Genomic DNA, 18,045 nt, shown 5'->3' with positions numbered 1-18,045 from the left:
TACTAGCCACAAGCTGTGTCCTCACAGGGTCTTTTAACAACCATTTGTGAAGACACAAATGGAGGCAAGGTTCAGAAATGCACTTCTTGCAACTTAAGTAAGTAACCCTATACTATAGCTTGCGATTTATTCCCTATAGCATGCCTTATTGGGTTTCTGAAGGGGATTTTAATGAATATTGAAGATAAAAAAATCGCGCAATAGTAACATTAAAAAAGAAGAATTGTGAACCACCCATTTATTTACTGATCTCTGATCTAACTTCTAGCTTGCTCTTCATAAAAACTTCTGCCTTCCACCTTCCGGCTTTCGTCTTCTCCATTATCTTTGACAATTCCAATAAAGAAAAGACGTTCATTGTCCGATGTCTGTAGAAGTTCAGCAACTCACCAAAACATATGGAGCCCAGAGGGCTGTAGATACCATCTCATTTAGGGCTGTTAAGGGGCAGATTCTTGGCTTCCTTGGCCCCAATGGAGCTGGCAAGTCTACTACCATGAAGATTGCTACCTGTTTCATTCCTCCTACTGAGGGCACCGTAAAGGTTTGTGGGCATGATGTGATGCACCAACCTGTAGAGGTGCGAAAGAAAATTGGCTATCTGGCCGAACACAATCCGCTGTACACGGATATGTATGTGCATGAATACTTGCGATTTATGGCCGCTGTGCATGGCCTAAAGGGTAAGCAAGGCAGAGAAAGAGTTATGGAAATGGTGGCTCTTTGCGGACTCTCCAAAGAGCAGAACAAGCGAATAGGAACACTTTCGAAAGGCTACCGGCAACGGGTGGGGCTGGCCCAGGCATTGCTTCACGACCCCGAAGTGCTTATTCTGGACGAGCCTACTACTGGTTTAGATCCTAATCAATTGGTGGAAATAAGAAAGCTCATCAAAGAGGTGAGCCGGGACAAAACGGTAATTTTCAGTACACATATAATGCAAGAGGTAAAGGCCCTGTGCGACAGGGTGGTGATAATAAACCAGGGCAAAATTGTGGCAGACGATACGCTCCAAAACCTCATGGGCAATAGGGTGGTATTGAAAGTGGAGTTTGAAGCCCCCGTCAACATTGAAAAGCTCACGGTGTTGGGCCAGGCAGAAAACAGGGGTGGTAATGAATATGTTATTGCTTGTGAGAAAGGTAAGGACCTTCGTTCAGTTCTGTTTAAAATGGCTAAGGACGAAGACTGGGTTATTTTAAGTATGAGTCAGGAAACCCAAGAGTTGGAAGAAATTTTTCATCGTTTAACACAGTCGAATCAATGATGTGGGCCATATACAGCAAGGAACTTCGGCAGTTTTTAAATTCACTTATCGCCTATGTAGTAATTGGTGTTTTTCTTACCGGAATAGGCTTACTCATGTGGGTTTTTCCGGAAACCAGCGTACTTAACTATGGCTTTGCCGATATGGGAAGCCTCTTTTCTTTGGGGCCGTTCGTTTTCATGTTCCTCATTCCGGCTATAACCATGCGCATGTTGGCCGAAGAAAGAAGAACAGGAACCATAGAACTATTACTCACCAAGCCGCTCACAGAGTGGCAAATTGTAATGGGGAAATACCTGGCCGCTTTTACTCTGGTTGTCTTTTCGGTATTGCCCACGCTAGTCTATTTTTATTCCGTTTATCAGCTCGGAAACCCCATAGGTAATCTGGATGTTCCCGGCATTACGGGTTCATACCTTGGATTAATTCTTTTAGGAGGGGTGTTTACCGCCATTGGCCTGGCTGCCTCTTCGTTTACCGAAAACCAGATTGTGTCTTTTATTTTGGCTGTTTTTCTCTGCTTCTTCCTCTATACAGGTGTGAGCTCTCTGGCCGATTTATTAAAGGGAGAATGGGCTATTTATCTGGAGGAAATGAGCCTAAGTTATCATTACGATGCGTTGAGCCGGGGCCTTATAGATACTCGCAACGTGGCGTTTTTTGTGTCTACCGTTGTATTTATACTCATTGTTACCCATTGGCGACTCATTGCCAGAAAATTGAGTTATAAGCCTGTGCGTTCTCGCTTGATGAAGCGGGTGATTTTGGCCTTTGTTCTACTGTTAGTTTTCAATATTCTGGCCGCTAACTTTTTTTACCGGTATGACCTCACCGAAGATAAAAGGTATACTCTGAAACCGGCAACCAAAGAGTTGCTGCGTCAGCTAGAAGCCCCAATGACCATTGAAGTTTTACTGGCCGGAGATTTGCCAAGCGGTTTTGAACGCTTTAGAAGAGCCATTAAACAAACCATAGAAGAGTTCGATGTGTACAAGCCCGGGGCTATCAACTACTTTTTTGTCGATCCTTCGGCTGCAGAAGACGCTAAAACCAGAAACGAAAACATTGCCTACCTAATGAGTCAGGGTTTTGAGCCAACCCGTGTATTCGATACGCAAGACGGTAAGCAAATCCAGAAGATTATTTTTCCTTATGTAATTGTACGCTATGACGGTCAGGCTGCCGGAATTCTTTTGTTCAAAGGCGCCAAAGGAGGCAATCCAAACGAAACCATCAATATGGCCATAGAAAACATTGAGTTTGAGCTGGCGGTGGGTATTCAACGACTGGCCAATCTCAACCGAAAAAACATAGGTATGGTGAGGGGTCATAATGAACTGGATTCTGTTCATATTGCCGGATTTATGGGTGAGATGGTGCAGCATTTCAATATAAAAGACGTGAGTCTGAACAAGCCCCTTTCACCCGATTCGATTGACGCACTAATTATTGCCCGACCTAAAACCAGCTTTAGCAAGGCCGAAAAATATGTGCTCGATCAATACGTAATGCATGGAGGTGATGTGGTGTTTCTTATGGAATCGCTGGAGGTAAATATGTCTAATGCTGCCGGTATGGGTACTTTGGCCACACCAGTCAATCATGGGTTGGAAGACCTTCTGTTTCGCTATGGCGTACGTTTGAACCAAAACTATGTGCAAGACATTCAAAACTTTGGGCGCTATCCGGTAGTGATAGACGATAATAGTAATATCATTAACCTGCCATGGCCTTTTTATGCCTCGGTTACCGATTTTGCCGATCATCCCGCCAGCAAAAACCTCGATGCTGTATACCTGCGGTTTTTTAGTACCATGGATACGGTAAAAGCAGAGGGAGTGAGTAAAACACCCCTTATGTATACTTCTGAATATACCCGAATCTTGCCCGCTCCGGCTCCGGTGGCTTTTGAAGATTATGCTAATCAGCCCGATGTGCAACTCTTTAATGGAGGGCGAAAGGTGGCAGGATATTTATTGGAAGGACAGTTTACCTCACTGTTTAAAAACAGGGTGTTGCCCGATTCTATCGATCAGGCGCTCTTCAAAGACCGTAGCACAGGAGCTAAAATTGTGGTGGTATCTGATGGCGACTTTATAAGAAATGAACTGAACCTTAGAACAAGACAGCCCTACCCACTGGGCTTTAATCCTTTTGTGGAAGAGGGCGAAAAACTTAAGTATGCCAACCGAGACTTCTTATTCAATGTATTGGCCTATATGACCGATGAAGAAGGGCTGATTACTTCGAGAAATAAAGAAATAACTCTGAGGCCATTGAATAGAATTAAAGTTCAGGAAGAAAGAACCTATTGGCAAAGTCTAAACCTGGCAGGACCATTGGTTATTTTGGTGCTTTTTGGTCTGGCAAGAGGGGTGCTTCGAAAAAGGAAGTATTCCGGATTTTGATACCCTGAGCCGGGCAATAGCCCAATAGATAGAAGTCTATTCGACTATTGCTCCTCAATCAGGCAACCTGTTGTTAAAATCAGCGTCAATACTTCTGCACGCGCTGATCGATTTCATCGGCCCAGGCCAGAATACCACCTTTTAGATTATATAGATTGGTAAAACCGTGGTTAGCCTCCAGCCAGGCAATGGCATCTCCGCTTCTTTTGCCGCTTCTGCAATGCACCACAACCTGCTTATCTTTAGCAAATTTATCAACGTTTTGAGGCACTGTGCCCAAGGGAATAAGCTCGCCTCCAATTGCTGCAATATCGGCTTCGTGTGGCTCCCGAACATCAATGAGTTGAAAATCCGTTCCATTGTCTATCAGCGACTTTAACTCCTTAACTGTTATCTCTTTCATTCTCGTTTTCTTTATGCTTAGTACCATAAACCAGGCTCGAAGTTAGCCGGTTCAACTCTTTTACTTTGTAACCGAAGTTACCCTTTAACTGATTGCGAATTTGCTTCATTCGTAACAAAAGTTCATCAATTTCCTCAGGCAATGCATCGTCAAGCACTTCTCTTAAGCGTTTGGCTATGGTGGGCGACTGGCCGTTGGTTGAGATGGCAACCTTTAGATGGCCTTTGGTAACGATGCTGCCCAGGTAAAAATCGCACAGTTCGGGGGTGTCGGCCACATTCACCAATATACCCCTGTCTTTGGCTTCCTGCTGAATCTTACGGTTTGTCTCCGGATTTTCAGTAGCTACCAACACCAGATGCATACCGGTTAGATCTTCGGTAAAATATTCCCGCTCCAAAAGAGTAATCTGAGGGTGCCGGGTTGCCAACTGCCGGATTTCGGACCGAATGGTTTTACCAACCAAAGTTACCCGGGCATAAGGGCTGCTTTTGAGCATAAATGAGAGCTTTTCCAGCCCAACCGAACCTCCCCCAATAATGAGAATGTCTAGCTGATGGGCTTTTAGAAATATGGGGTAGAGGTTGTTAGACATATTAAAGGGTAGTAGCGTATTCAATTTGCCGTAGGTATGATTTCCCTAGTTTTACTACCTCGCCCACAATAATTATGGCAGGAGAGGAAATGCCATGGGCAAAAGCTTCATCTTCAATAGAATTAATGGTGGCCGTTACTATCTTTTCGCTCGGCAGCGATCCGTTCTGAATAATGGCCACCGGGGCATTGTGGCGGCCATGCTCACGAAAGGCATCGCAGATGGCGGCCAGTTTTTTGGTACCCATTAGTATGACCACCGTAGCAGTAGACTGAGCCGCCAAATGAATGTCGGGAGTAAGAAAGCCTTCTTTGGTGGTGGCCGTTACCACCCAATAGCTTTGGCTATATCCGCGCGATGTCATGGGTATTTCCTGCAAGGCCGGTACCGCGTGAGCGCTGCTAATACCCGGGATTATTTGGCAGGGTATACCAAATTGTCGGGCAAAATCCAGCTCTTCGTATCCCCGGCCAAAAATAAAAGGATCTCCACCTTTGAGTCTGACCACGTGCCCTTTGGTTTGCGCAAAGTGAACGATCAGTTCATTGATGGCCTGCTGGGTATGACTATGTTTGCCCACCCTTTTGCCTACATATATTTTTTCGCCTCCCTTTTTAACATAGCAAAGCAATGCCTTGCTGGCCAAATCGTCATACAACACCACATCGGCTTCGGCCAGAGTTTTAATGGCTTTAACGGTAATAAGCTCGGGGTCTCCCGGGCCGGCACCTACTAGCGAAAGTTTAGGAGTAATGGTCATTCTATGCTTTATAAAAATCGCTGATAACTAGTTTTTCTTTCCCTTCGCTTTGCAGTTGTCTCTGTCTGAAGGTTTTTACTTGCCGGAGAAATGAGTTTGCGGATTGGAAGTATTCATGGGCAAAGTCCTTTTCAGGTTCCTGTGATTTCATTTGCAAAACCAGAGTTTTGAAACTCTTGGCCTGGCCGAAGTCTTCCGTTTGTCCGAAGTGCTCTTCGAAACTTTCCAGTATTCCTATTTGGGTGTTGCACTTAATATCTACACTAAGAAGTAGAGCTTTAGCACCGATTACAAAGGCTGAATAGGCATTATAAATTGCATCTGCATAGGCTTCTTCTCTAAGCCCATCGCTGGCCCAGTCCAGTCGTTCCTGCGCTTCTTCTATGATAGTTCCAATCACATCGAGCATTACACTGGCACACTCGCCAACACCAATTTCCGGAACAAACTGCTCTTGTTTTCCCCAGTCCATAAACTCGGCACTGGTTAGGTTATCAGTTTCCGCCAATGGTTTTAGCAGATGGTAGAAGTGCATTTTACCAACTCGTTGAAAGTAATCATTGAAGTATTCGCCCTCTTCAGCTTCCTTTTCATAGGCTGTGAGCAGCAAGGCCAGGGCGTTGGGGATGCGCTTGGTGGGCAGCTTTATTACTTTTTCGGCAATAAAGCCCTCTCCGGAAGGAGAAAGTCCTCCGCCTATTACCACCTGCATGGCCGGAACTACCAGCCCTTTATGTTTTATAGAGCTGCCATGGAAGCCAATGTTGGCGGCCATATGTTGCCCACAGGCGTTCATACACCCACTGATTTTAATTTTAATGTTGCGTTCATTAATGAGGTGTTCGAAGTCATTTTCCAGCATCTGTTCCAGGGTAGTGGAAAGGGCTGTGCTGTTGGTTACGGCCAAGTTGCAGGTATCGCTGCCGGGGCATGAAGTAATGTCGTGCGTACTATCAAAGCCGGCTTTGGCAAGCCCAAGAGCGGTAAGTTCCTGGAAGAAAAGGGGGAGCAGGCCGGGCTTGACATACTTAATGAGTAAACCCTGATTGGCAGTAACCCGAATGTCGTGTGCAGCATATTGTTCTACCATGCCAGCGAGCTTGCGAGCGGTTTCGGCATTCATGTCGCCCAAAGGTACACGTACCCAAATACCTCTAAATTCGGTCTGTTTTTGCACAAAAGTGTTGGTGCGCTTCCAGTTTTCAAAGGCCGTAGGATTACTCACTTCCACCTCGCGCTGTGGAGGGTTGGGCTGTTCTACTCTACCTATAGTTTCGTCTATGGGCCAGTGGTAGCCTTTTAGGGCTTTGCGTTCTTCATTAACCAGTTTCATGAGTTGTTCCAGCCCCATTTTTTTGAGCAGGAATTTCATGCGCGCCTTATTGCGATTAGCTCGCTCTCCATAGCGATCGAATACGCGAATAACTGCTTCAGAGAAGGGAATAATCTCAGTGGCCGGTAAAAAGCTGTGGGCCGTTTGGGCAAACATGGCTTGTGCCCCGAGGCCACCTCCCAGTACTACTTTGAATCCTTTAATTCCATCTTTAACAAGGGGTATAAAACCAATGTCGTGAAAGTAGGTCATGGCCGAGTCGGTGCTGTCTGATGCAAAAGCAATTTTCACCTTGCGACCCATGTCCTGACAAATGGGGTTTCTTAAAAAGAAATGGGTGAGGGCATGCGCATAGGGAGTTACATCAAAAGGCTCATTGGGGTTGATGCCGGCATCGGGCGAAGCGGTAACATTGCGAACGGTGTTTCCGCAGGCTTCTCGTAGAGTCACATCACTGGCCTCCAGGTTGGCCCAGAGAGCAGGGGAGTCCTTTAGCTTTACAAAATGCAGTTGAATGTCTTGTCGGGTGGTTAAGTGCAGGTTGCCGGTGGCGTACTTATCAGATACATTGGCAATGGTAATGAGCTGCCTTGGCGTAACTTTACCATAGGGTAGTTTAATACGAATCATCTGGACACCCGTTTGCCGTTGGCCATAAACTCCGCGGGTAAGTCTGTATAACTTAAACTTGTCTTCGGCAATCTCTCCTTGCTCAAACTTCTCAATTCGCTTTTGAAGCTCAATAATATCTTTTTGGGCTGCGGGGCTTATGCTTTGGTTTACGGACAGGCTCATAACTTATTAGTCTATAAAAACGATAGGAAATATTCTGCAAGTTTAAATAAAAGAATATAAAGTCTACCAAAATAATAGGGTAATATTTTTGACTATGTGATAAGTGGTTGGGTGAATGGTGGAAGGTGGTCTTTTAAACGACTAGTGCGAGAGATGAGGAGCTTGTTAGTCAATCGGGTTCAAAATGCTTACATTTAATGGGCGATATAGATTTTATTTTTAATTTTATCCGCTTATTAAAACCACTCAAAAAATCGATCTTCTATGAAGTTTATTGTTTCTTCAGCTGAACTTTTAAAGCGCCTGTCTAATATCAATGGCGTTATCACAACCAATCCGGTTGTTCCTATTCTAGAGAATTTCCTTTTTGAAATAAAAGATGGACTTCTGACCATCACTGCGTCAGACTTACAAACCTCTATGATCACCGAGATTGATGTAGAGGCCAAAGAAGATGGAAGCATAGCGGTGCCTGCCAGAATACTGATGGACACCCTGAAGAACCTTCCCGAACAACCGGTTACCTTCAGCATTGACCAGGAAACATACAGTGTAGAGATCAACTCAGACAATGGACGTTACAAACTGGCCGGAGAAAATGCCACGGATTTCCCTAAGGTACCGGAAGTAACCGATGCCTATTCCGTAGATATGTCGACCGATGTTTTGAGCAGTGCGATTAATAACACCATTTTTGCTACTTCCAACGATGAGTTGAGACCAGCCATGACGGGAGTATTTGTGAAGCTGGGCGATACCAACACTACTTTTGTAGCTACTGACGGCCATCGTTTGGTGCGCTATAGAAGAGTGGATGTGGCTACCGACTCCGGAATGTCTATAATTATACCCAGAAAGGCCCTTAACCTTTTGAAGTCTACATTGCCTTCAGAAAATGTGAATGTTGTATTGGAGTACAATGCGTCTAACGCCTACTTCCACTTCAACAATATTCGCATGATCTGCCGCTTGATTGATGAGCGTTTCCCGGATTATGAGAATGTGATTCCTACCGAGAATCCGATTGAAATGACCATTGAGCGCAGCGAGCTGCTAGGCTCTCTAAAGCGTATCAGCATTTACGCCAATAAAACCACCCACCAAATCAGGCTTAAGATTACCGGCAGCGAGCTTACAATTTCTGCCGAAGATTTAGACTTCTCTAATGAAGCTAAAGAAACTTTGGCCTGCGAGCATGAGGGAGAAGATATCGAAATTGGGTTCAATGCTAAGTTTTTGGTTGAAATGCTTGGCAATCTGCACTCGAAATCTATTACACTGCAAATGTCGGCTCCTAACCGTGCCGGCCTCATTATACCTACAGAAAAGGATGACAGTGAGGATATACTCATGCTAGTAATGCCTGTTATGTTGAACAACTATTAATGTTTTATATAATTATCTGAAAAGGGGAGCACAGCTCCCTTTTTTGTTTCACTCTAAAATTTTGCCGATTATTACGCATGCTCTCTAAGAAGACTCAATACGCCTTTCATGCCCTCACTTATTTGGCCGAGAATGTGGAGAAGGGCCCTGTTCTCATTTCTGAGATTTCGCAAGAGCGCAAAATATCTCTCAAGTTCCTGGAAAATATACTTCTTGAGCTGAAAAAGGCCGGAGTGCTGGGAAGTAAAAAAGGGAAAGGTGGTGGCTATTACCTTATAAAACCCCCTGAAGAAGTAAAACTGGCTAAGGTTATTCGTATGCTCGATGGCCCCATTGCTCTATTGCCCTGCGTGAGCCTTAATTACTATGAGCGTTGCGAAAATTGCGATGAAGCCGTATGCGGGTTGAACCGCGTAATGGCCGAGGTTAGGGATAATACACTTAAGGTGTTGGAGAATAAGACCCTGGCCGATGTATTGCGCAATAAGGAATAGCAGCTCACAGAACTGTATTTTTTTCTGAAAAGCTTACCGTGCTTATGAAGAATCCCCTCTTTTGACCTTCTGTTTTTACAGGAGAACAAGAGAGGTGAAAAAAAATTGAAACAAAAGTCTACTAAAATGGTAGGGAATATATAGATTTGTCCCGTTGATAAGTTTAATGCCCGAAAGATGTTAGTAGATTCACTTGTAAAAGATAAGATTGAAGATGCCAGAAAGGTGGATAGCAATCTTAAAAGCTTACTAAAAACCATTAGCTGGAGAATAGTTGGCACTCTGGATACCATGGTGATTTCGTACATCATTACAGGTAATTTTGCTACGGCATTTTCCATTGGTTCAGTTGAAGTAGTCACCAAAATGATTCTTTATTACCTGCATGAAAGAGTTTGGGCTTCGGTAAAAGTAAGACGATGAAAGAGAGAGTAGAGGAGCTAAGTAACTTAATTGAAGGAAAAACTTTAGAAGAGTCGTTGGCTCTGGTAGCCAATGCTTTTCCCGGAAAGGTTCGCTTTTCTTCGGCTTTTGGCCAGGAAGACCAGGTTATTACGCATGCTATTTTTAAGCATTCGATTGATATTGAGGTGTTTACTCTCGATACGGGTCGGTTATTTCCTGAAACCTATGAGTTAATCGATCGCACCAGGGCCAGGTATAAGCAGCCTATTAGGGTCTACTATCCCAAGGCCGAGCAAGTGGAGGAGCTGGTAACGAAGAAAGGCATGCACAGCTTTTATGAGTCGGTAGAAAACCGTAAAGAGTGCTGCTACATTCGCAAGGTAGAGCCTCTCAAAAGAGCTCTCAGAGACACGGCCGTTTGGGTAACGGGGCTAAGGGCAGACCAATCAGACAATCGTCAGAATTTCAGCCTTATTGAGTGGGATGAGCCTAATCAGGTAATCAAATTCAACCCCCTACTGCGATGGTCTTATGATGAAATGCTCGAATACCTGAAGAAACATCAGGTGCCATATAATCCTCTGCACGACAAGGGCTACATAAGTATTGGTTGTGCGCCATGTACCCGGGCCATTGAGCCGGGAGAACACCCCAGGGCGGGCAGGTGGTATTGGGAGGCTTCGCAAAAGGAGTGTGGCCTGCATCAGGTGAAACAATAGGACCGGGAAGGTTATACCGGCCTACCGAAACAAGTACATCCAGATTATTCGAGCTAGCCTAAAGTTTAAAAACATAAGGGCTACCAGGAGGACAATGGCCGCATAGATGAAACCACTTAGTGGAAGGCCGGTCAGCTGCCAAAGTAAAAAGAGCCCCCCGAGTTCGGCCAGTGAAAGACCGTAGCTCATATACATGGCTCCAATAAAATAACCCGGTTCCTTTTCGAACTTATGTCCACACACCGGGCAGTTTTCGTTCATGCCGGGCGATTTCATTCGGAGTATATTTCCGTTGGAGTGGAATACAGATCCTTCTTCACAATTAGGACATTTTTGACGAAAAATACTTTTAACTGTTTTAAGCATCTGGATTTAATTTGAGGCAAAATTAAATGATTCAATAGCTTCTACGTTCTGGTAAAAGTTTCCTTCTTTTGTATAAAAGGATCATTTTTTGAGTGAAGAATTTAAATACTCTTGAGCTTCATAGGTTTGAGCAAGATTCACATCGTTTTTATTGCAACACCTTTTCTGCACATGTGCTTAAGCACCATGGTGAAATATTAGTACCGCATAAGCATGATTTTTATCTGGTGGTACTTTTCACCCAGGGTAGCGGGGTGCACGAAATCGATTTTGTGAGGTATGAAATACAGCCCGGAGCGCTTTTCGTTTTGAGTCCCGGACAATCTCACTTTTGGCAGCCTTCGGCAGATGCGGAGGGCTTAATCTTGTTTCACTCGCGCGAGTTTTACGATTTGGCCTTTGCCGATCACTCACTGGCCGATTTTTCGTTCTATAGCTCTCTCACTCGCTCTTCTATGGTGCAGTTGGTAGCGCCATTGTTGGAGGAGGTTTACCAGATTATGAGTTTGGTGCTTCGGGAGTATTCCGGTCAAGGATTGTGGAGGCACCGTAAAATACAGATGCTTCTGGGGATACTTTACACCAATTTAGCCAGGGTGTGCAGTCAATCGGTTGATTCCGGTTGGCGAATAGGCCGTTATGCTGCGCACCTCACAGAGCTGGAGCGGTTAATTAATGTTCACTACAAAGCGCATAAATCGGCTGGTGTTTATGCCGAAATGCTAAACCTAACGGTGAGACATCTGAACAGAGTGGTTCGCGAGCAACTTAATAAAAGTACTACGGAGTTGATTATGGAAAGAGTGGCGTTAGAAGCTAAGAGGCTTCTGGTCAATTCATTGGATGTTGGGCTCACTGAAGTGGCCGAACAACTGGGCTTTGATGATTATGCCTATTTTTCAAGGATATTCAAGAAGTACACCGGGGTTAGTCCTTCTACTTTTGCCCAACAGTATAAGTCGAGCTATTATCGTTAGGGTTACCTGATTTTTCGATCGATGAGCTCTTCCAGGTCTATGGCCATCTCATAAGACTCTACAAACAACTTGTTGAGCGCCTGCTCATTGGCCAGCAGATTAACAACAAGGTTTTTAAACTCTACACTTTTAATTTTCTGGTAAGAAAGTATTTTTCTTCACCAAAATCTACTTCAGAAACCAGAAAGTCTGAGTAGTATTTTTCTTTCATGCGCACATAGTAGTCTACAATGTCTCTTAACTCCAGGTATTTGCTTTTGAGTGTAATGAGTTCACTTTTTATATCGGCATTGCGGTTGGTGTAATTGGTGTTCAGGTAAAAGTTGATGGCCTCTAGCTGCACAACGGGTTTTATGGTTTTGTTAATGTTAAAGAGATACGTACCAATATGGTCGTCTTCTAAAAGGCCTCCCGAAAAGAGAATACGTGCTAGTTCACGGGTGTCTTCCTCCAACTGCATTCTATCGGCAATGGTGCCGGCAAAGTAGTTCATGTTGGTTTCGTTTTCCCTATATACCTTTAGAATAGCAGCGGTTTCCAGTTGCAATTCTTTTTTGTCTTCATACAAAATATTGAGTTGGTAGGCTACAGTTATTCCAAAGATGATGAGCACCACCTCCATTAGGTAGGTGTAAATGTCTCTTTTCCTTAGGCGTTTGGCCGATGGTGATTTATTCAGTCTTCTGGATGTACCAATTTTAACCATTCCGTTGAATACGCATTAAGGATGGATTAAACGTAAAAAAGATGTCTAAGCTATCATTTTTTCCAGTAAATCTCCGACAAAGTAGGCAAGAACAGCGGCCGAACCGCCTAAAAATAGGGTTTCTAGTATGCTTCTCAGCCGGTTGGCTTTGGTAACGTAGCTTTTGGCAAACCCAATTCCGGCAAAGGTAACAAAAGTGAGTATGGACGAATAAAGAAAAAGGTTATCGCCAAGCGATTGGCCCGAGTAATCAATTACATATACAATGAGGGGTATAAAGCCCATAAGTATGAATGAAATAAAAGTGACAAAGCCCATCTGAAGAGGAGACTTGGATTCTTCAGTCATTTCCAGCTCTTCTTTCATCATTACATCTACCCAGCGGTCTTTGTCTTCGGTGATTTTATCTACCACTTGCTCTAACAGCTCTCCTTCAAAACCTTTGGCCTGATATATTTCGCGAATTTCCTGACGTTCTTTTTCGGGTAGATTATCTACTTCCCAATATTCTATTTCTTTATGCTTCTGGTAATTCTCCTTTTCCGATTTGGTCGACAGGTAACTGCCAACAGACATGGCAAAACCATCGGCAATAAGATTGGCAAAGCCCAAAATAATAACTACTGAGCTTTCAAGGTGAGCTCCGGCTGCTCCGGCAACTACAGCAAACGTGGTTACAGAACCATCTATACCTCCATATATAAATTCGCCAATGTAATCTTGAAATCGGGAAAACCATTTGTTTTCTCCATGCAGTTGAGGTTCTATGTGTTTAGCCATGTTGAAAATTTTGCCGTGTCACTCCTACGAATATAACCCGAATGGTTGGCTATGCAGAAGTGGGGTGAACAAAAAAGCCTGGCTTTAACCAGGCTCGGTACTTAATCTACTCGCTCAATCTTGGCTCCTAATGCCTTGAGTCGGGTATCAATATGCTGGTATCCCCGGTCAATTTGCTCCACATTGTCTATGATGGAGCGGCCTTCTGCCGAAAGGGCGGCAATGAGCAGGGCTTGTCCGGCCCTTATATCGGGAGATGTCATTCGAATACCTTTGAGCTTTTGTTGTCTGTTTAGTCCTATGACAGTAGCGCGGTGTGGGTCGCACAGAATGATCTGAGCCCCCATGTCTATCAGCTTATCGACAAAGAATAGTCGAGACTCAAACATCTTTTGGTGAACGAGAACGGTGCCTTTGGCCTGAGTAGCTACAACTAGTACAATGCTGAGTAAATCGGGGGTTAACCCCGGCCAAATAGCATCGGCAATAGTCATTATAGAGCCATCGATAAATGTTTCAATTTCGTAGCGCTCCTGAGCGGGTATAAAAATGTCGTCACCTCTAAATTCCATCTGAATGCCCAGCCTTCTGAATGTTTCGGGGATTACCCCCAGTTCAGGTATTTGGCAGTCTTTGATGGTTATTTCCGATTGAGTCATAGCCGCCATACCAATGAAGGAGCCAATTTCGATCATATCGGGCAACATGGTGTGTTCTGTGCCTTTCAACGACTCTACCCCTTCGATGTGGAGCAGGTTAGAGCCAATGCCTGTGATTTTTGCTCCCATTCGGTTGAGCATTTTGCTCAACTGTTGGAGGTAGGGCTCACAAGCGGCATTGTAAATAGTGGTTTTTCCTTCGGCCATAACAGCAGCCATCAGAATGTTGGCCGTACCGGTAACAGAGGCTTCATCTAAAAGCATGTAGGTGCCTTTCAGCTGGCTGGCATCGATATGGTACATGCCTGTTTCGGCTTCGTATAAGAATCTTGCCCCCAGCTTCTGGAAGCCTATGAAGTGTGTGTCAAGTCTTCTTCGGCCTATTTTGTCTCCCCCCGGCTTGGAAATTTTTCCTTTTCCGAAACGGGCCAGCAGTGGCCCCAGGATCATTATTGAGCCTCTCAATGACGAAGCTTTTTTACGGAAGTCTTCCGTTTCCAAATAGTCGATGTCTACATCTTTTGCGCAAAAACGATAGCTCTCATTGCCAAGATACTTTACCTCTACACCCAATTCGGCCAAAAGCTCTATGAGCTTGTTTACGTCACGGATGTCTGGGATTTTATGTATGGTAACAGGCTCTGCGGTTAGCAGTACGGCACATAGAATTTGTAGTGCTTCGTTTTTGGCACCCTGAGGAATAATCTCTCCGGAAAGGCGGGTGCCACCTTCAATAATGAAAGATGACATTTAGTTTCTGCGTCTTTTTTGGTTTCTTCTTCTGTTATTATTGTTGTTGTCTCGGGAGTTTTTGTTAGAGTAACGGTTTTCCTTAATGTTATTGTTGAAAAGTCCCTGCTCTTTCACCAGTTCAATGTCAATATCGAGTTGGTTGTTCGATAACTCCTTGATTTGCTTTAGGATGATCTCATCATCGATATTGTCTTTGTTCCAGGTGTTATAGAAGGTTTTCATTAGCCTGCCAATATGTATTACGGCTGCGGCTTTTGATTCCGGATCTTCCATGGCTATGGCCTGCTCAATCATGATTTCCACATTTCGGCCATAGTGCAGATACTTAATATTGGAGCTTTTGTAGTGTACCTTCTGAGGTTTTTTGCCAATAGCCGAAACATCGGGCATTGGGAAAGGAGCTTCTACATCCAGCTCAAAATTGGAGATGAGATAAAGGTCGTCCCACACCTTTTGGTCATAATCCTGATTACCCTTTATGTTGCTGTTGATTTGCTTCATCAGGTCAGTAAGGGTATGGGCATATGCGCTACGCTTATCTTTATCTTCAATGGTTTTAATGTGGTTGACCAGCTTTTGAATGTTGCGGCCATATTCCATGAGCTTTACTGCAGCTCTTTCGGTATTATATTCTAGTGCCATTATTAATAGTCTTGTTTCAAAATAGTAATTATTGTCGACATGCTTGTCTGATGTATTAGTTATTCTACAATTCTAAGCTTTGCAAAGGTTAGCAGGAGGGTCTTTTCTCCGAAATCTTCAAAGATTACCTTGGCTTTTTTGTTTGCTCCCTCGGTGTCTACCTTGCTTACTTTCCCGAAGCCAAACTTTGGATGCTCTACCTTCATTCCTTCGGCAAGATTAGAGGTGTCGCTTGGTCTAAAGTCGGCCGATGGTTTGTGATACTGTAAAGGCTTTTTGGCCTGTGGTTTTTTAGTAGCCATGAGATTACGGGCAAAGCTGGAAGAGAAGCCCGGAGGTTGCTCACTTCTGCCTAGTTTAGGTTCCCGGCTTCCGTACCGGGTATTCACAAAGATGTAGTTCGGGTCAACCTCTTCTATAAAGCGACTAGGTTCTGAATTGATCAGTCGTCCAAAGCGGTAACGCGAAAGAGCATATGAGAAGTATAAGTTTTCCTGAGCTCTTGTAATGGCTACATAAAACAGCCTTCGTTCCTCTTCCAGATCGGCTCGACTGCTTAGCATCATTTGCGAAGGAAAAAGGTCTTCTTCCAGACCCACCACAAACACATTTTTAAACTCAAGCCCTTTGGAGGCATGTATGGTCATGAGCGATACAAAATCATTGTCGGTAGGGTCGTCATTGTCCTGGTCGGTTAGCAGAGCCACCTCTTGCAAGAAGGCCGCCAGACTCTTGTCTTCTACCTCGGGCGTCTCCACAAATTCCTTCATGGCATTTAGTAGCTCCTGCACGTTTTCATAACGGTTTAGACCTTCAACCGTTTTGTCGTCATAGAGCTCTTTAAGCAAACCAGAGGTTTTAGCTATGTGGTTAGCCGCTTCGTAGGCGTCTTTCGAGCTTACGTAAATCTGAAAACTCTTAACCAAAGTCACAAAATCGCGAACGGCATTGGCTACACGTCCGGGAAGGAAGGAGTCTATATTGGTAAGCACCTCCCAAAGTGGAATATCGTGTTCAAAGGCCGCCACCACCATTTTTTCTACTGAAGTAGCCCCAATGCCTCTTTTGGGAAGATTGATAATTCTTCGGAAAGATTGTTCATCGTTGGTGTTGATGGCAAACCTGAGGTAGGCCATCAGGTCTTTAATTTCCTTACGCTGATAGAAGGAAAGCCCTCCGTATATTTTGTAAGGAATACCTGACTTTCTGAGTGCTTCTTCAATGGCCCTGGATTGGCTATTGGTTCTGTAGAGCACTGCAAAATCTTTATTTTCGTATCCGTTTTGTGTTTTTTGCTCAAAGATGGCCGAGGCTACAAAGCGCCCTTCTTCATTGTCCGATACCGATTTTATGAGTTCAATTCGGTTACCTTCTCCGTTGGCCGTCCATACCGATTTTTTTAGCTGCCCTTTGTTGCGAGCGATTAGTGAATTGGCTGCTTCTACAATGTTTTTGGTAGAGCGATAGTTTTGCTCCAGTTTAATGACTTTTAAATCGGGAAAATCTTTCTCGAAGTTCAGAATATTTTCAATGTTAGCTCCGCGGAAGGCATAAATTGATTGGGCGTCATCGCCCACCACTGCTATATTTTGACTTACGGCCGAGAGCTTTTTGGTGATGAGGTACTGGGATACGTTAGTGTCCTGAAACTCATCGACCAGCACATATTTAAAGCGATGTTGGTATTTGTTGAGCACATCGATATGATCTCTGAACAGGATATTGGTATTAAGGAGGAGGTCGTCAAAGTCCATAGCATCGGCCTTGAAACAGCGTTGGCAATAGGTTTTGTAAATACGACCCATCTCGGGTTTCTGAGCTGCGGCATCATCGGCTGCGTAGAGTGGGTTGTTAAGGTATTCTTTCCATTCTACCAGTCGGTTTTTGGCTCCGGAAATTCTGTTCAGCACCACGTTGGGTTTATAGACTTTGTCATCAAGCCCGAACTCCTTCACAATGGATCTGATTAGAGACTTGGAATCGTCCGTATCGTAAATGGTAAAGTTGCTGGGATATCCCAACCGGTCGGCTTCAGCCCTGAGAATTCTGGCGAATACTGAGTGGAAAGTGCCCATCCATAAATTGCGCGCATTCACACCGGCTACTCTCTCAATCCGTTCGCGCATTTCGCGTGCAGCTTTGTTGGTAAATGTGAGTGCAAGAATATTGAATGGATCTACACCTTTTTCTTTGATGAGGTAAGCAATACGGTAGGTGAGTACACGAGTTTTACCCGATCCTGCACCGGCAATAATCATGGCAGGGCCTTCGGTGTTTACTACACCTTCGTATTGGGGTTCATTAAGCGTTGAGAGGTAATCCATTCAGCACAAAAAACTTCTGTAAATTTAGACACAAAGACGGGTGTATCAGCTCTAACTTTGGTCTAAATGTCATTCCGAATTTATTTCAGAATCTATTAAAGAGACCCTGAAGCAATCCTGCCTGTCGGCAGACAGGTTCAAGGTGACGATAAGTTTAGGCCGCAAGTTAAGACTTGATTCTAATTTTCAGCAACTAATGAAGGGAAGTATTTGAAGGATTTGGTTTTGTTCTCAATCCATGAGGGGACTAGATAGCACTAACCAAGGCCAGGT

General features: G+C 44.3%; 17 protein-coding genes. 7 read left to right on the top strand and 10 right to left on the bottom strand.

All coding sequences use genetic code 11. The annotated features are described in order from the left end of the window. Nucleotides 1–364: 364 nt before the first annotated feature. The gene (gene gldA, locus B3763_RS18930; protein ID WP_286748394.1) at nucleotides 365–1,267 is read left to right on the top strand and encodes a gliding motility-associated ABC transporter ATP-binding subunit GldA; all 903 of its coding nucleotides are present in this window, start codon (nucleotides 365–367) and stop codon (nucleotides 1,265–1,267) included. Next, nucleotides 1,264–3,675, top strand: coding sequence for a gliding motility-associated ABC transporter substrate-binding protein GldG (gene gldG, locus B3763_RS18920; protein ID WP_348655159.1), 2,412 nt, complete (start codon nucleotides 1,264–1,266; stop codon nucleotides 3,673–3,675). Before gldA ends, gldG begins: the two co-directional genes overlap by 4 nt. A gap of 85 nt (nucleotides 3,676–3,760) precedes the next feature. Here the strand turns inward: gldG and B3763_RS18915 are convergent, their stop codons facing one another. The 4 genes from B3763_RS18915 to B3763_RS18900 are packed head-to-tail and all read right to left on the bottom strand — an operon-like array spanning nucleotide 3,761 to nucleotide 7,561. Continuing rightward, nucleotides 3,761–4,078: a rhodanese-like domain-containing protein gene (locus tag B3763_RS18915; RefSeq protein ID WP_189630210.1), complete on the bottom strand. Its 318-nt coding sequence runs from the start codon at nucleotides 4,076–4,078 to the stop codon at nucleotides 3,761–3,763. Beyond that, nucleotides 4,059–4,673: a precorrin-2 dehydrogenase/sirohydrochlorin ferrochelatase family protein gene (locus B3763_RS18910; RefSeq protein WP_286748393.1), complete on the bottom strand. Its 615-nt coding sequence runs from the start codon at nucleotides 4,671–4,673 to the stop codon at nucleotides 4,059–4,061. Before B3763_RS18910 ends, B3763_RS18915 begins: the two co-directional genes overlap by 20 nt. 1 nt (nucleotide 4,674) lies before the next feature. Further along, entirely contained in the window at nucleotides 4,675–5,433 is a 759-nt protein-coding gene (gene cobA, locus B3763_RS18905; protein ID WP_286748392.1) for a uroporphyrinogen-III C-methyltransferase, read from the bottom strand. 1 nt (nucleotide 5,434) lies between these two features. Further along, a complete protein-coding gene (locus B3763_RS18900) occupies nucleotides 5,435–7,561 on the bottom strand; it encodes a nitrite reductase (RefSeq protein ID WP_286748391.1) in 2,127 nt (708 codons plus the stop codon). Nucleotides 7,562–7,825: 264 nt separating this feature from the next. Here B3763_RS18900 and dnaN point away from each other — a divergent pair, with 264 nt between their 5' ends. From dnaN to B3763_RS18880, 4 genes are all read left to right on the top strand, one after another. Next, entirely contained in the window at nucleotides 7,826–8,947 is a 1,122-nt protein-coding gene (gene dnaN / locus B3763_RS18895) for a DNA polymerase III subunit beta (RefSeq protein WP_189630214.1), read from the top strand. A gap of 77 nt (nucleotides 8,948–9,024) precedes the next feature. After that, nucleotides 9,025–9,441, top strand: coding sequence for an RrF2 family transcriptional regulator (locus B3763_RS18890; protein ID WP_189630215.1), 417 nt, complete (start codon nucleotides 9,025–9,027; stop codon nucleotides 9,439–9,441). A 177-nt stretch (nucleotides 9,442–9,618) separates the two neighbouring features. After that, nucleotides 9,619–9,864, top strand: a complete 246-nt coding sequence (locus B3763_RS18885) for a DUF2061 domain-containing protein (RefSeq protein WP_189630216.1) — start codon at nucleotides 9,619–9,621, stop codon at nucleotides 9,862–9,864. Continuing rightward, the gene (locus B3763_RS18880; protein ID WP_286748390.1) at nucleotides 9,861–10,565 is read left to right on the top strand and encodes a phosphoadenylyl-sulfate reductase; all 705 of its coding nucleotides are present in this window, start codon (nucleotides 9,861–9,863) and stop codon (nucleotides 10,563–10,565) included. The genes B3763_RS18885 and B3763_RS18880 overlap by 4 nt, the downstream gene beginning before the upstream one ends. Nucleotides 10,566–10,586: 21 nt before the next feature. Here B3763_RS18880 and B3763_RS18875 read toward each other — a convergent pair whose 3' ends face one another. Beyond that, nucleotides 10,587–10,931, bottom strand: coding sequence for a DUF983 domain-containing protein (locus B3763_RS18875; RefSeq protein WP_189630218.1), 345 nt, complete (start codon nucleotides 10,929–10,931; stop codon nucleotides 10,587–10,589). Between the two features lie 92 nt (nucleotides 10,932–11,023). Between B3763_RS18875 and B3763_RS18870 the strand changes: the two genes are divergently transcribed. Continuing rightward, nucleotides 11,024–11,908 carry an AraC family transcriptional regulator gene (locus tag B3763_RS18870; RefSeq protein WP_286748389.1) on the top strand — a complete coding sequence of 295 codons (885 nt, stop codon included), beginning with the start codon at nucleotides 11,024–11,026 and terminating at the stop codon, nucleotides 11,906–11,908. A 121-nt stretch (nucleotides 11,909–12,029) separates the two neighbouring features. Here the strand turns inward: B3763_RS18870 and B3763_RS18865 are convergent, their stop codons facing one another. The 5 genes from B3763_RS18865 to B3763_RS18845 all read right to left on the bottom strand — a co-directional run bounded on the left by B3763_RS18865 (nucleotide 12,030) and on the right by B3763_RS18845 (nucleotide 17,772). After that, entirely contained in the window at nucleotides 12,030–12,614 is a 585-nt protein-coding gene (locus B3763_RS18865; protein WP_286748388.1) for a hypothetical protein, read from the bottom strand. A 45-nt stretch (nucleotides 12,615–12,659) separates the two neighbouring features. Next, a complete protein-coding gene (locus tag B3763_RS18860) occupies nucleotides 12,660–13,394 on the bottom strand; it encodes a VIT1/CCC1 transporter family protein (protein ID WP_286748387.1) in 735 nt (244 codons plus the stop codon). A 101-nt stretch (nucleotides 13,395–13,495) separates the two neighbouring features. Further along, nucleotides 13,496–14,803 (bottom strand): UDP-N-acetylglucosamine 1-carboxyvinyltransferase, encoded by a 1,308-nt coding sequence (gene murA, locus B3763_RS18855; protein ID WP_189630222.1) that lies wholly within the window; start codon nucleotides 14,801–14,803, stop codon nucleotides 13,496–13,498. Continuing rightward, nucleotides 14,804–15,448 (bottom strand): DUF4290 domain-containing protein, encoded by a 645-nt coding sequence (locus B3763_RS18850; RefSeq protein WP_189630223.1) that lies wholly within the window; start codon nucleotides 15,446–15,448, stop codon nucleotides 14,804–14,806. Between the two features lie 59 nt (nucleotides 15,449–15,507). After that, entirely contained in the window at nucleotides 15,508–17,772 is a 2,265-nt protein-coding gene (locus B3763_RS18845) for an ATP-dependent helicase (RefSeq protein ID WP_189630224.1), read from the bottom strand. Nucleotides 17,773–18,045: the final 273 nt, after the last annotated feature.

Origin of the sequence: Roseivirga sp. UBA1976 (assembly GCF_002336325.1) — a bacterium.
Classification (GTDB): domain Bacteria; phylum Bacteroidota; class Bacteroidia; order Cytophagales; family Cyclobacteriaceae; genus Roseivirga; species Roseivirga thermotolerans.
This window is presented reverse-complemented; position numbering and strand designations above follow the sequence as displayed.

What these genes read in the sequence shown, in the direction of transcription:
- B3763_RS18880 (WP_286748390.1), top strand. Translation starts at nt 9,861, where the DNA reads ATGAAAGAGAGAGTAGAGGAGCTAAGTAACTTAATTGAAGGAAAAACT.
- cobA (WP_286748392.1), bottom strand. Translation starts at nt 5,433, where the DNA reads ATGACCATTACTCCTAAACTTTCGCTAGTAGGTGCCGGCCCGGGAGAC.
- gldG (WP_348655159.1), top strand. Translation starts at nt 1,264, where the DNA reads ATGATGTGGGCCATATACAGCAAGGAACTTCGGCAGTTTTTAAATTCA.
- gldA (WP_286748394.1), top strand. Translation starts at nt 365, where the DNA reads ATGTCTGTAGAAGTTCAGCAACTCACCAAAACATATGGAGCCCAGAGG.
- B3763_RS18915 (WP_189630210.1), bottom strand. Translation starts at nt 4,078, where the DNA reads ATGAAAGAGATAACAGTTAAGGAGTTAAAGTCGCTGATAGACAATGGA.
- B3763_RS18910 (WP_286748393.1), bottom strand. Translation starts at nt 4,673, where the DNA reads ATGTCTAACAACCTCTACCCCATATTTCTAAAAGCCCATCAGCTAGAC.
- B3763_RS18875 (WP_189630218.1), bottom strand. Translation starts at nt 10,931, where the DNA reads ATGCTTAAAACAGTTAAAAGTATTTTTCGTCAAAAATGTCCTAATTGT.
- B3763_RS18890 (WP_189630215.1), top strand. Translation starts at nt 9,025, where the DNA reads ATGCTCTCTAAGAAGACTCAATACGCCTTTCATGCCCTCACTTATTTG.
- B3763_RS18850 (WP_189630223.1), bottom strand. Translation starts at nt 15,448, where the DNA reads ATGGCACTAGAATATAATACCGAAAGAGCTGCAGTAAAGCTCATGGAA.
- B3763_RS18885 (WP_189630216.1), top strand. Translation starts at nt 9,619, where the DNA reads ATGTTAGTAGATTCACTTGTAAAAGATAAGATTGAAGATGCCAGAAAG.
- murA (WP_189630222.1), bottom strand. Translation starts at nt 14,803, where the DNA reads ATGTCATCTTTCATTATTGAAGGTGGCACCCGCCTTTCCGGAGAGATT.
- dnaN (WP_189630214.1), top strand. Translation starts at nt 7,826, where the DNA reads ATGAAGTTTATTGTTTCTTCAGCTGAACTTTTAAAGCGCCTGTCTAAT.
- B3763_RS18845 (WP_189630224.1), bottom strand. Translation starts at nt 17,772, where the DNA reads ATGGATTACCTCTCAACGCTTAATGAACCCCAATACGAAGGTGTAGTA.
- B3763_RS18860 (WP_286748387.1), bottom strand. Translation starts at nt 13,394, where the DNA reads ATGGCTAAACACATAGAACCTCAACTGCATGGAGAAAACAAATGGTTT.
- B3763_RS18900 (WP_286748391.1), bottom strand. Translation starts at nt 7,561, where the DNA reads ATGAGCCTGTCCGTAAACCAAAGCATAAGCCCCGCAGCCCAAAAAGAT.
- B3763_RS18865 (WP_286748388.1), bottom strand. Translation starts at nt 12,614, where the DNA reads ATGGTTAAAATTGGTACATCCAGAAGACTGAATAAATCACCATCGGCC.